General features: G+C 64.4%; 13 protein-coding genes. 5 read left to right on the forward strand and 8 right to left on the reverse strand.

Translation table 11 applies throughout. The features are described 5' to 3' along the window. Nucleotides 1-56: 56 nt before the first annotated feature. Nucleotides 57-479 (forward strand): PaaI family thioesterase, encoded by a 423-nt coding sequence (locus WA237_RS07360; RefSeq protein ID WP_009815272.1) that lies wholly within the window; start codon nt 57-59, stop codon nt 477-479. Nucleotides 480-483: 4 nt separating this feature from the next. Next, a complete protein-coding gene (locus WA237_RS07365; RefSeq protein WP_336097204.1) occupies nt 484-1,449 on the forward strand; it encodes a zinc transporter ZntB in 966 nt (321 codons plus the stop codon). Nucleotides 1,450-1,532: 83 nt separating this feature from the next. Here the strand turns inward: WA237_RS07365 and WA237_RS07370 are convergent, their stop codons facing one another. Then, nucleotides 1,533-1,766, reverse strand: coding sequence for a DUF1127 domain-containing protein (locus WA237_RS07370; protein ID WP_336097205.1), 234 nt, complete (start codon nt 1,764-1,766; stop codon nt 1,533-1,535). Nucleotides 1,767-1,863: 97 nt separating this feature from the next. Here WA237_RS07370 and WA237_RS07375 point away from each other — a divergent pair, with 97 nt between their 5' ends. The 3 genes from WA237_RS07375 to rpsI all read left to right on the forward strand — a co-directional run bounded on the left by WA237_RS07375 (nt 1,864) and on the right by rpsI (nt 4,379). Continuing rightward, entirely contained in the window at nt 1,864-3,255 is a 1,392-nt protein-coding gene (locus tag WA237_RS07375) for an aminotransferase class I/II-fold pyridoxal phosphate-dependent enzyme (protein WP_040618169.1), read from the forward strand. Nucleotides 3,256-3,429: 174 nt separating this feature from the next. Beyond that, nucleotides 3,430-3,891 (forward strand): 50S ribosomal protein L13, encoded by a 462-nt coding sequence (gene rplM / locus WA237_RS07380; protein WP_009815268.1) that lies wholly within the window; start codon nt 3,430-3,432, stop codon nt 3,889-3,891. Continuing rightward, complete coding sequence (gene rpsI, locus WA237_RS07385) at nt 3,891-4,379, forward strand: 30S ribosomal protein S9 (protein WP_009815267.1); 489 nt, start codon at nt 3,891-3,893, stop codon at nt 4,377-4,379. The genes rplM and rpsI overlap by 1 nt, the downstream gene beginning before the upstream one ends. A 224-nt stretch (nt 4,380-4,603) precedes the next feature. Here rpsI and WA237_RS07390 read toward each other — a convergent pair whose 3' ends face one another. From WA237_RS07390 to guaA, 7 genes are all read right to left on the reverse strand, one after another. Further along, nucleotides 4,604-5,209: a TetR/AcrR family transcriptional regulator gene (locus WA237_RS07390; RefSeq protein ID WP_009815266.1), complete on the reverse strand. Its 606-nt coding sequence runs from the start codon at nt 5,207-5,209 to the stop codon at nt 4,604-4,606. Then, nucleotides 5,202-6,071 carry a polyphosphate kinase 2 gene (gene ppk2 / locus WA237_RS07395; protein ID WP_336097206.1) on the reverse strand — a complete coding sequence of 290 codons (870 nt, stop codon included), beginning with the start codon at nt 6,069-6,071 and terminating at the stop codon, nt 5,202-5,204. Before ppk2 ends, WA237_RS07390 begins: the two co-directional genes overlap by 8 nt. Before the next feature lie 61 nt (nt 6,072-6,132). After that, entirely contained in the window at nt 6,133-7,080 is a 948-nt protein-coding gene (metA, locus tag WA237_RS07400; RefSeq protein ID WP_336097207.1) for a homoserine O-acetyltransferase MetA, read from the reverse strand. 86 nt (nt 7,081-7,166) lie between these two features. After that, on the reverse strand, nt 7,167-8,027 hold the full coding sequence (locus WA237_RS07405; RefSeq protein ID WP_336097208.1) for an ATPase: 861 nt from the start codon (nt 8,025-8,027) through the stop codon (nt 7,167-7,169). A gap of 132 nt (nt 8,028-8,159) precedes the next feature. After that, nucleotides 8,160-9,245, reverse strand: a complete 1,086-nt coding sequence (locus WA237_RS07410) for a hypothetical protein (RefSeq protein WP_336097209.1) — start codon at nt 9,243-9,245, stop codon at nt 8,160-8,162. 149 nt (nt 9,246-9,394) lie between these two features. Next, complete coding sequence (locus tag WA237_RS07415) at nt 9,395-10,303, reverse strand: DMT family transporter (RefSeq protein ID WP_336097210.1); 909 nt, start codon at nt 10,301-10,303, stop codon at nt 9,395-9,397. A gap of 348 nt (nt 10,304-10,651) precedes the next feature. After that, a complete protein-coding gene (guaA, locus tag WA237_RS07420) occupies nt 10,652-12,223 on the reverse strand; it encodes a glutamine-hydrolyzing GMP synthase (protein WP_216017054.1) in 1,572 nt (523 codons plus the stop codon). Nucleotides 12,224-12,494: the final 271 nt, after the last annotated feature.

Raw genomic sequence — 12,494 nt, forward strand, 5'->3', positions numbered from 1 at the left:
CTTGTCTCTCCTCCCGGCATGTGGTCCTGTTTCAGCGACCGATAGGGGGAGAAAACATGGGGTTGCAGTTTACTGTCAAGGAATTGTCTGACTTTTTGGAGACGGAATTTCCGCAAGTGGGCGGGCAATTCACCATTGAGGCGCTCGGTGAGATGATGGCGACGGTGCGGCTCAATGTCGGTGAGCAGCACCTGCGCCCCGGTGGCACGGTGTCGGGCCCGTCGATTTTCGCGCTGGCGGATGTGGCGATCTACATTGCCGTGCTGGCGATGATCGGGCGCGAGGCGCTGGCAGTGACGACCAATTGTTCCATTGATTTCATGCGCAAACCGGCGGCGGGGGTGGATCTCATCGCCGAGTGCCGGTTGCTCAAGCTGGGGCGGGTGTTGGCGGTGGGGGATGTTCTCATTCGGTCCGAGGGGCAGGAGGCGCCGGTGGCGCGCGCCAGCCTCACCTATTCCATTCCGCCCAAGAGGTGAGATCATGCAGGATCCTGTGACGCTCTGTGCCTTTGATGTGGATGCGGCGGGCCGGGCCGTGGCGGTCGAGGGTCCGCTGGCGGCGGCGGCGCCGGAGGGCAGCTATCGCTGGCTGCATTTCGATGTGGCGGCGGCGGGGCTCGAGCCGTGGTTGCGGGCGCATTTGCCGGAGGCGGCGGTGGATGCGCTGTTGCAGGCCGAGACCCGGCCGCGCTGTGATGCGCATGGGGCGGGGGCGATCATCAACCTGCGCGGCGTCAACCTCAACCCCGGGGCCAGCCCGGAGGATATGGTGAGCCTGCGGATCTGGATGGCGGAGGGGCTGGTGGTGACGGCGCGGCTGCGCAAGATCTGGGCGCTGGATGCGATCCGCGCCCAAGCCGAGGCCGAGGGGCAGGCGCCGGAGAGCCCTGGTGCGCTCTTGGCGGCGATTGCCGAGGGGCTGACGCGGCGGATCGAGGCGGTGGCGCTCGAGCTCGAAGAGCAGACCGATGCGCTCGAAGAGACGGTGCTCGGCGAGGCGCAGGAGGTGCCTTTGGCGCAGCTTTCGGGGGTGCGGCATACGGTGATCAAACTGCGCCGTTTCGTCAATCCGCAGCGCGAGGCGCTCGAGGCACTGGCGGCGGGCGAGGCACCGGGGATGGACGCGCGGGCGCTCAGCGATCTGCGGGAGAGCGCCAACCGGTCGGCGCGCAATGTCGAGGCGCTCGATGCGACGCGCGAGCGGCTGATGGCGTTGCAGGATCATATGGAAGTGCAGCGCGGGCAGCGGCTTGGGCAGAACTCTTATGTGCTGTCGGTGGTGGCGGCGATTTTCCTGCCGCTCGGCTTCCTCACCGGGCTCTTTGGGGTCAATGTGGCGGGGATGCCGGGGGTCGAGCATGCGGGCGCGTTCTGGATCCTGAGCGCCGGATCGCTGGCGCTGGGCGTGCTGCTCTATCTGGTGTTCAAGCTGGGGCGGTGGCTCTGACCGTTTAGGGCGGTTAAGCCCGTTTGGCGTAAAAAAAGGCCGGGCAGATGCCCGGCCAGTGGAAGAGGGACCGTCACGGGGAGTTACGGACTCCAGAACCTCTTGGTCATCTCGAGATCGGCGGTGCCGCGGTCGAGGCCGATGTCGCGCAGCTGCTCCACCGAGAGATGGCGCAGGGCGCGGCGGGTGCGGTGGCGGCTCGTCCAGACCGCGATGAGATAGGCCAGACGGACCGCCACCTGCGATGCCAGCGGCAGCGTGCCGGCACGCGAAAGCTGTGCGAGGGCGGACTGATCGGCAGAGGTGGGCAGGTACATGGGTCTATCTCCTATATCTGATTGTACCAATACAATTTGCACATTGTATGCATGATCGATAGCCTGTACCGATGTATTACGCTAGGGAAACATTGTTATGAATACAATTTGGCCGCCAGACCTGACGAAAAACAGCGATCCGAAGTATATTGTATTGATACAATCCATGCGGGCCGCCATCCGATCCGGAGAGCTGCCGCAGGGGCAGAGGATGCCACCGGTGCGCGAGCTGGCCTGGGATCTCAAGATCACGCCGGGCACGGTGGCGCGGGTCTATAAGCTGGCGGCGGAAGAGGGGCTTGTCACCACCGAAGTCGGGCGCGGCACCTTCGTGTCGGGCGGGCCGGTGGCCGGATCGCTGCCCGAGGATCCGCTGCTCAGATCGGTGCGGCGCGGCATGCTTGATTTCCGCGCGGTCAGGGTGCCGGAGATCGGTCAGGAGGCGGTCATTCGCAGCGGCTTGCAGCGATTGGCGCAGAGCCCGGCCATGGCCTATACGGATTATCCCACCAGCGAGACCGACCGCGCGGCGCGGGCGGCGGTGGCGCAATGGATCGGGCCGGATCGGGCGGGGCCGCTCGAGGCGGAGGATATTATCCTCGGCATGGGGGCGCAGAACACGGTGATCATGCTGTTGCAGGCGCTGTTGCATGGGCCGAACCCGGTGATCCTCACCGAAGAGCTCGGCTATCCGGGGGTGCGGCACGCGGCGCGGCTGTTGCGGGCACAGCTTGTCGGGGTGGAGATGGATGCCGAGGGCATCCGGCCCGATGCGTTCGAGGAGGCATTGCGGCGGGAGGGGGCGCAGGTGCTCTTGACCGTGGGGGATGTGCACAGCCCGACGACGCGGCGGCCAAGCGTGGCACGGCGGCAGGAGATCGCGGCGCTGGCGCGGAAATATCAGATCCAGATCATCGAGGATGATTGCCATTGTATCTCGCGGCCCACCGAGCCGGGCTATCGCGCGATCTGCCCGGAGCGGGCGTGGTTCGTGTCGTCGCTCACCAAGACGGTGTCGGCCTCGCTGCGCTTTGGCTATGCGGCCTGCGCGCGCGATCAGGCGGCGCTGGCGCGGCAGGTGGCGCAATCGTCCTTTTACGGGATGCCGCAGCCGATCCTCGATCTGAGCGCCCAGCTCATCGAGAGTGGCGAGGCGGAGCGGCTGCGGGCCGAGGCCGAGCGCAGTGCGCGTGAGCGGGTCAAGCGGGCGGTGAATATCCTGGGCCGCTGGGACATCAGCTGGCGTGAGGATGTGCCGTTTCTGTGGCTGCGGCTGCCGCAGGGTTGGCGGGCGTCGCGCTATGCGCGGGCCTGTGCCGAGGCGGGGATCGACATCAAGCCGGCGGATGAGTTCTCGCTGCCCGATGGGCGGGCGCCCAATGCGGTGCGGATCGGGCTCAATGCGCAGGAGAGCGTGGCGGTCTATGAGGCGGCGCTGCGCAAGATGGATGCGCTTTTGGCGCGGCCGCCGGCGAATGTGGACCTGTGAGGGGTGAAATATGTGGGGTAAAATAATACCGTAATTGCAAGCCATTGTTTTGCAACGGATATATTTGATTTACCCCACTTGATCCTGCGGAAATTGCCTGTATAACCCGCCCATCCAATGCGACGGCGGCCTGTCCGTGCGTTCGCGCGTCACCACCAAGAGAGTCTTCTCGATATGAAAACCTATTCTGCGACACCGGCAGATATCGACAAGAAATGGATCCTGATCGACGCTGAAGGCGTTGTTCTGGGCCGTCTTGCATCGATCATCGCCATGCGCCTGCGCGGCAAGCACAAGGCCACCTTCACCCCGCATATGGATTGCGGTGACAATGTCATCGTCATCAACGCGGACAAGGTCCAGCTCACCGGCAACAAGCGCGAAAAGCCCAACTACTGGCACACCGGCCACCCGGGCGGGATCAAGAGCCGCACCACCGGCGAGATCCTCGAAGGGGCGCATCCGGAGCGCGTTGTCATGCAGGCCGTCAAGCGGATGCTGCCCGGCAACCGTCTGAGCCGTCAGCAAATGACCAATCTGCGCGTCTATGCAGGCACCGAGCATCCGCATGAGGCCCAGAGCCCCGATGTGCTGGATGTGAAATCCATGAACAAGAAAAACACGCGGGTGGCATGATGGCTGAAGAAATCAAAACCCTCGACGGCCTCGAAGCCGCTGTGAGCGACGCCGGTGTTCTGGCCGCTGAAGCCGCACCGCGCGAGCCCGTTCGTGACGATCTCGGCCGCTCCTATGCGACCGGCAAGCGTAAAGACGCCGTGGCCCGCGTCTGGATCAAGCCCGGCTCGGGCAAGGTCTCGGTCAATGGCCGCGAAATCAACGTCTATTTCGCCCGTCCCGTTCTGCAGATGATCCTGCGCCAGCCCTTCACCGTGGCCGGTGTGGAAGACCAGTTCGACGTGGTCGCAACCGTCAAGGGCGGTGGTCTCTCGGGTCAGGCCGGTGCGGTCAAGCACGGTATCTCGAAAGCGCTGCAGCTCTATGATCCGAGCCTGCGTGGCGCGCTCAAGGCGGCAGGCTTCCTGACCCGCGACAGCCGCGTCGTCGAGCGGAAGAAATACGGTAAGCGCAAGGCGCGCCGGAGCTTCCAGTTCTCGAAGCGTTAAGCTGCGATTACATGTTTTGGGAAGGGGCTGCCTTTGGGCGGCCCTTTTTCGTTGTCGAAAGGGTTTTGGGGGGATTTGGGGGGCTTTGCCGCAGGGATTGGGTGGGGGCTTTGCCGCAGGGTTTAGGTGGGGGCTTTGCCCCCGGCCTGCGGCCTCCCCCAGGATATTTTTAGCCAGAAGAAGCGGGGGGCGGGAAGTTTTCGGAGGTGGCGGCTTTGGTGGGGTTAGTCGCGGCTCAGGCCGAGGCCGTGGAGATAGGTGGTGAGGGCAGTTTCCAGCAGCATCTCGGGGGCGGGACCGTCGGGGCGCGGGTTGCGCGCGAAAAGCTCGACAATGCCGTGGCTCAGCGCCCAGACATGGGCGGCGAAGAGATCGGCGGGCGGGCAATTGGCGGCGGGCAGGCGGCCGCAGAGCCGTGTGGCGGCCTGATCGAAGCGGGCCCGGGCGCGGGCGGCGGCCTCGGCCAGGGCGGGCGAGCGGTCGACGGCGATGCCGCTTTCGAACATCGCCATGTAATGGCCGGGGTGGTCATGGGCGAAGCGCAGATAGGCGTGGCCGCTGGCGATGAAGCCTTCGATCGGGCAGCTCTGATCGGGGCCGAGCGCCTTGTCCTGCGCCTCGGCGAAGATCACGAAGCCCTGGCGCGCGGCCTCGGCGATGAGATCGTCACGGCCGGCGAAATGGCGGTAGACGGCGGCGGGGGTGACGCCGGCCTGTTTGGCGGCTTCGGAGAGGGTAAAGCCGGTGGGGCCGCGGGTCTCGATCAGGGTGAGCGCCGCGTCGACCAGGGCCTGACGCAGGTTGCCGTGATGATAGCCGCGCTTAGGCATTCCATATCTCGGGGCCGCCGCAGATCAGCGGATCGGGCTGGCCCAAGGCGCGGGCGTCCTTGTGATCATAGTCGAGACGGCCGAGCACATGGCGGATCGCCTCGAGCCGGGCGCGGCGCTTGTCATCGGAGCGGATCACCGTCCAGGGCGCGACCTCGGTATGGGTGCGGGCCAGGGTTTCTTCGATGGCGGCGCTGTAGGCGTCCCAGCGTTTGAGGCCTTCGACGTCGATCCAGCTCAGCTTCCATTGTTTGAGCGGGTCGCTTTCGCGTTTGAGAAAGCGGCGCAGCTGTTCGGCGCGGCCCACGTTGAGCCAAATCTTGATCAGGTGAATGCCGTCCTCGGTGAGCATGCGCTCGAAATCGGGGGCTTGGGCGAAGAAATGTTCGCGCTGCTCGTCGGTGCAGAAGTCGAACACATGTTCGACCACGCCGCGATTGTACCAGCTGCGGTCAAAGAGCACCATTTCGCCAGCGGCGGGCAGATGAGCGGCGTAGCGTTGGAAATACCATTGCGTCGCCTCGCGGTCGGTGGGTTTCGACAGGGCCACGACGCGGGCGTTGCGCGGGTTGAGGTTTTCGCGGAAGCGTTTGATCGTGCCGCCTTTGCCGGCCGCGTCGCGGCCTTCGAAGACGACGACGACGCGGGCGCCGCTCTGGCGGACCCAGGACTGGCATTTCACCAGTTCGATTTGCACCCGCTGCATTTCCTGATCATAGACCTTGCGCGCCAGCCGGTCGGAATAGGGGAAGGCCGCGTCGAGAATGTCGCCCTTGTCGGCGCGGCGGATGGCGGCGCGCACCGCGTCGGGGGCGGCAAATTCGAAAAACTCGCTGATGGCGCCGTCGAAGGGCAGGTCCATGTGGCTCTCCTTTTACAGGGCAGTATGGCGTCAGCCTGTGGCCTGTGCAATTGCGCGCCGCTCAGCGGCGGCGCAGGTCGGTGGAACTCAGCCCGATCTGGTCGATGTCATAGGGCGTGGTTTCGTAAATCTCGGAAATCCAGTTGCCATAGAGCAGATGGGCGTGGCTGCGCCAGCGGTTCTGCGGCGGGCGTTTGGGATCGTCGTCGGGGTAGTAATTGCAGGGCACGTTGATCGGCGTGCCATTGGCGACGTCGCGGTCATATTCCTGTTTCAGCGTGTCGCTGTCATATTCGAGATGGTTGAAGATATAGAGCGCCCGGTGGGCGGGATCTTCGACCAAACAGGGCCCGACCTGATCGGAATGCAAGAGCGTGGTGAGCCCGTCGCGGGCGTCGATCTCGTCTTGACGGATTTCGGTCCAGCGGCTCACCGGGATCACGCAATCGTCGGAGAACCCGCGCAAAAAGGGCGAGGCGGGGGCCATGTTGCGGTGACGGAAACAGCCGAACGCCTTGGCGTCGAGCAGATGTTTCGCCACGCCGTGGAAATGGTGGATCATCGCCATGCCGCCCCAGCAGACGCCAAAGGTGGAATGGACATGGCTCTGGGTCCAGTCCATGACGCGGCGCAGCTCGTCCCAATAGGTGACGTCGTCGAAGGGCAGGTGTTCGATGGGCGCGCCGGTGATGATCAGCCCGTCGAATTTCTCGCCGGTCGCCTCGACCTCGGCGAAGGGGCGGTAGAAGCTCTCCATATGGTCGGCGGCGGTGTTGCGGGCGCGGTGGTCGCTCATCCGGATCAGGCTCAGATCGATCTGCAGCGGCGTGGCGCCGATGAGCCGCGCGAATTGCGTCTCGGTCTGGATCTTCTTGGGCATCAGGTTGAGCAGCGCGATGCGCAGCGGGCGGATGTCCTGCCGGGCGGCCTGATCAGGGTCCATGACCATCACGCCCTCGTGCGAGAGCACGTCATAGGCGGGAAGATCGGATGGAATCTTGATGGGCATGGGACAGGTCCGTTTGCAGGTTGTTTCAGGTGTCAGGGTGTTAGGCTGTCGGTGGGCCGGGAGGCCGCGCGCCCTAGATGGGCGTTTTAGCCGCGCATGTCGAGGGCACGGGCCACCAACGCGTCGAAATCCTCGGCGCTGCGGACGTCGGAGACCTCGCTGGCGGGCAGGGTGATGCCCCATTTCGCCATCGCCTCATAGCGCGGTTTGCGGTGGGCCAGCGCGCGGGCATAGGTCCAGCGGATGAAGCTGTCGGGATCGACCTTGTCGGCGGTGACGTTCTGCTCGGCCAGGTATTGCGTCCAGGCCTCGGCGAGAAACTCGGGCTGATAGGCCATCGGTTTCGGCGCGCGGTCAAAGCGGCGGATGAGCGCCTCGGTATGGGCGTCGGAGCCTTGCAGATAGATCAGCAGGCAATGTTGCGACAGTTCCGTCAGCAGCGGGTCGTTGGGATCGTCGCCATCGGCCCATTCGCAGATCGAGCCGCCGGTGTCGCAGATGAAATGCGGGTAGCCATAGAGGCTCTGGGCGCGGCTGATGAAATGGGAGGTGTCCATCAGCGCCGAGATTTCGGCATGGCGGAACTGTTCCTGCCGCCGGGTGTATTCGGCATAGGGCAGGCCGCCGCGCGTGGGATCGCCGGGCTTGCCGAGATAGGTCGAGACCGGGGCGAGATTGTTGAAGGTGATGTTCGAGCCGATATAGATCGAATCCGACAGCAGCAGGTCGCGCAGGAAGGGCACCTGCATGGCGTGGGCCTTGGCGTTGTCTGCGATGAGCTCGCCCATGTAGCGGGTGCCGATCCGGTAATCGATGGAATAGTGGAACCAGCCGCCCGCGTCGCGCAGGAGGTTCGACAGGAAGGTCTTGCCGAGGCCAGACATGCCATAGAAGAGCACCCGCTTTTGCGGGGCGTTTTGCCAGTCTCTCGCGCTTTGATAGATCATGGGCGGTCCGTCCTTATGTCCGCCAGAGTGGTAGCCAGAGGCGCGGGGGGCGTCAATGCAAGCCGCGCCGGGGCAAGGAAAAACCCCGCCAGAGTGGCGGGGTTTCCATGTCGTGTCGCGGTGCGGTCGGGATCAGAAGGTCCAGCCGACCTTCATTCCGACGGCGACGGCGTCGTTGTCCGAGAAGCTTGCCACCGAAGTGTTGGCGCTGCCGATGTCGATGTAGCGCACGCCGGTGGTGATCTTGTAGCCTTCGCCTTGATAGATCGCGGCGACGCCATAGCTCCAGTAGCCGTCGGTGCCCGAGAGGTTGCCGACCACGTCGCCATTGTCTTTCTCATAGCCGAGCGAGAAGGCGCCGCTCCACTTGTCCGAGAATTTGCGGCCAACGCCGAGCGTGTAGGTCCAGACATCCGAGGTGCCCGAGGCGATGGGGGTGTTTACGGCGCCGACACCTGGAACCAGCGAGAAGAAATCGCCGGGTGCCACGGCAAACTCGGTCCATTCACGCCAGCGGATCGAGCCGAAGAGCAGCGTGTTGGCGGCGATGCCCGACTGGGCGTGCAGCGTCACCGATTGCGGCGTCTTCACCTTGAACGGGTTGCCGGCATTGTCTCGGAACTCATGTTCGATCTCGGATTCGTAGGTCAGCGCCACGCGCATGGCGATTTCCGGCACCTCATAGGCGGCGCCAACGAGATAGCCGAGCTGATAATCCTTATCGACGTTCAGGTTATAGGGGTTCGGAGCGGTGCCCGGCGAGGTCACCAGGATCGAGCCCGAGAGCCCCTGCAGCTTGAGCCCGCCATAGGCGCTGATCCGGTCGGTGAATTTGTATTTCAGCATCGCGGTGGCGGCGATCGAATCGACCGAGGCGTTGGAGCCAGAGAAGAAGGCACCGGCGGTGTCATAGTTCACATCCGCGCCAACAGGTTCGTCGAGGACGAAGGCGAGGGTGATCTTGTCATTGAGCTCGTGTTTGTAGCCGAAAGCCCAGTTCTGATAGCTTTCGGTGATATTGCCGGTCGGGCCGAAGCCGCCGGTTGTGTCGGTGCCGCTCACATTGGGTGCAACATGGACGACGGAAAACTCGAGATACTGATTACCCTCTTCAAAGAGGATCTGGGACGGGTCGCCGCGGCGCTCGATACCGCCGGCATGGGCGGCGCCTGCGGCGACGGTCGCGGCACATGCCGCGGACACAAGGGTGGATTTCATGGTTACGCTCCTCCAAAACCAATGTCTCGACTGTAGCTTGGGCAAAACTTCGCTCAACTCTGACGCGGCGTCATGTCGCAGCGGTGCGGGGCAGGGTGTCAGAAATGACACAAAACTGTCGTCTGGGCCGGGGTGGGCCATGGGGCGCGTCATGTGCGCCGCGCCCGGGATTCGAGCCAGATATTCGTGTAATTCGCGGCAAAGATGACGGCGGCGCCGATAAAGACATAGATGTCGAGCGCCTCGCCATAGAGCACCATGCCGATCACCGCGATCAGCGGCAGGCGGGTGAAATCGACCGGCATGACCACGGTGGCGGGGGCGAGTTTCAGCGCGGTGGTCAGGCAGAAATGCGCGACGAGCCCGCCGAGGCCGATGATGAGGAGCCACGGCAGGCTCGGCCCGCTGGGCAGGGCGATGTCGAGATCATGCCCGGCACAGATCAGGCCAAAGATCAGCTGCAGCCCGGTGAGCCAGAAGAGGATGCAGGTGAGGCTGTCGTTGCGGGTCAGGCGGCGGGTGGTGACGGCGGTGCCGGCGAAACCAATAGCGGCGATGGCGGCGGCGACGAGGCCCCAGCTCAGCGTGTCGGGGCTTGGCCGGGTCACGATGAGGATGCCGGCAAAGCCGATGAAAGCGGCGAGGACGCGTTGCAGCGTGAGCCGCTCGCCGAGGACCAGCGGCGCGAGGAAGAGCGCCCAGAGCGGTGCGGTGAACTCGAGCGCGAAGACCTGGGCCAGCGGGATCACCGTGATGGCGAAGAACCACAGGTTCTGACCGGTGAAATGGCAGATGTTGCGGATCACATGCAGGCCGAAGCGCCGCGTGCGGATGTCGGGCAGGCGGCCGAGGGCGCTGGCGAAGAGGAACACGAGGGCAAAGCCGATGAGGCTGCGGTACATCATGATCTCGAACGTATCGAGTTCAAAGCTCACGGCGCGCCCGGCCACGGCCATGGCCGAGAAGGACAGGATCGCGCCCACCATCCACGCCGCAGCGCGCAGCGTGTCATTGCCAGCCGGGGTGGCGGCGGAAGGGGTGGGGGTCACGTCAGCCATGACGTAGCGTTAGCCGCGCGGCTCGGGTCGCGCAAGAGGGCGCGGGCGGGTTGATACAATTTTAGGTTGTAAGGTGTGAGCGGACGGGGAGGAGCCGGAGGCTCCGCCCGTTGGGTCAGCTTGTGGGTGGTTTAGGGGGCGCGAACCGCTGGGGCTCCGCCCGTTCGCCTCTCAAACGCTCCACTGGAGCGTTTGTCGCGCTGCGCGTGAAACAGGGGGCTCCGCCCGTTCGCCCTTCAAACGCTCCACTGGAGCGTTTGTCACGCTGCGCGTGAATCAGGGGGCTCCGCCCGTTCGCCCTTCAAACGCTCCACTGGAGCGTTTGTCACGCTGCGCGTGAATCAGGACTCACTCCCATTCAATCGTGCCGGGGGGTTTGGAGGTGACGTCATAGGTCACCCGGTTGATGCCGCGCACCTCGTTGATGATGCGGGTCGCGGTTTCGCCGAGGAAATCATGGCTGAACGGGTAGTAATCCGCTGTCATCCCGTCGACGCTGGTGACCGCGCGCAGCGCGCAGGCGAAATCATAGGTGCGCCCGTCGCCCATCACGCCCACGGTGCGGACCGGCAGGATGGCCACGAAGGCCTGCCAGATCTCGTCGTAGAGGCCGTGTTTGCGGATCTGGTCGATATAGACCGCGTCGGCCTTGCGCAGGATCTCGAGCTTTTCGCGGGTGATCTCGCCGGGGCAGCGGATGGCGAGGCCCGGCCCCGGGAAGGGGTGGCGGCCGATGAAACTGTCGGGCAGGCCCAGCTCGCGGCCCAAGGCGCGGACCTCGTCCTTGAAGAGCTCGCGCAGCGGCTCGACCAGTTTCAGGCCCATCTTTTCGGGCAGGCCGCCCACATTGTGATGCGACTTGATGGTGACCGAGGGGCCGCCGGAGAAGGACACGCTTTCGATCACGTCGGGATAGAGCGTGCCCTGGGCGAGGAATTCGGCGCCGTCGATGGAATTGGCGTGTTTCTGGAACACGTCGATGAAGAGGCGGCCGATGATCTTGCGCTTGGTCTCAGGGTCGGAGACGCCGTCGAGCTCGCCGAGGAAGAGCTCGGATTCGTCGGCATGGATCAGCGGGATGTTGTAATGGTCGCGGAACATCTTCACGACCTCATCCGCCTCGTTGAGACGCAGGAGACCGTGATCGACGAAGACGCAGGTGAGCTGATCGCCGATGGCTTCGTGGATGAGCACGGCGGCGACCGAGCTGTCGACGCCACCGGAGAGGCCGCAGATCACCTGTTTGTCGCCGACCTGTTCGCGGATCTTGCGGATCGCTTCTTCGCGGTAGGCGCCCATGGTCCAGTCGCCGGAGAAACCGGCGGCGCGCACGAAGTTTTCGTAGATCGTCTTGCCGTTCGGGGTGTGATGCACCTCGGGGTGGAATTGCACCGCGTAGAATTTGCGGTCCTCATCGGCGGTGATCGCAAAAGGCGCGCCGGGCGAGGTGCCATAGACCGAGAAACCGGGGGCGATTTCGGCCACATGGTCGCCATGACTCATCCAGACCTGTTCGCGGCCCGAACCATCCATGAACCAGCCGGTGAGCAGGTCGATGCGGTCCTCGGAGGGGGTCACGAAGGCGCGGCCAAATTCGGCCGTGGCATGTTCGCCCGCCTCAACCCGACCGCCGAGATCATGCATCATCACCTGTTGCCCGTAGCAGATGCCGAGGATCGGCACGCCGAGGTCATAGACCGATTTCGGCGGACGCGGCGAGCCGTCGCGCATCACCGAATCCGGCCCGCCGGAGAAGATCACGGCCTTGGGCGCGAACTCGGCCAGGAAGGCGTCGGTCACGTTCTGATAGGGGTGGATTTCGCAATAGACGTTCAATTCGCGCAGGCGGCGCGCAATAAGCTGCGTGACCTGGCTGCCGAAGTCTATGATGAGAAGGCGGTCATGGGTGTCCTGGATCATGTCTGGCAGTTACCGCCAGATCGCCAATCGCGCAAGGCCCAAAAGGCGCGGAATGGCCGTCGACTGGGCGCGGTTTAGGTGTCGGGCCGAGGCGGGGTGCCGGTGCCAGATATGCGGCGCGGCGGCGGGCAAGCGGCGGGTGGGTCTGTGTTTTTGTCATTTTACGCCCCCTGAAAACGCCGAAATGTCGTTTTCGGTCGCCAAGGGGCGAATCCTTCCATCGGGACCCGCACAGGGTAGGATACATCCCCCTTCACCGGGCCATCGAGAG

The sequence above is a fragment of the Roseovarius sp. CH_XMU1461 genome (assembly GCF_037027165.1).
In the GTDB taxonomy this organism is placed as follows: Bacteria; Pseudomonadota; Alphaproteobacteria; order Rhodobacterales; family Rhodobacteraceae; genus Roseovarius; species Roseovarius nubinhibens.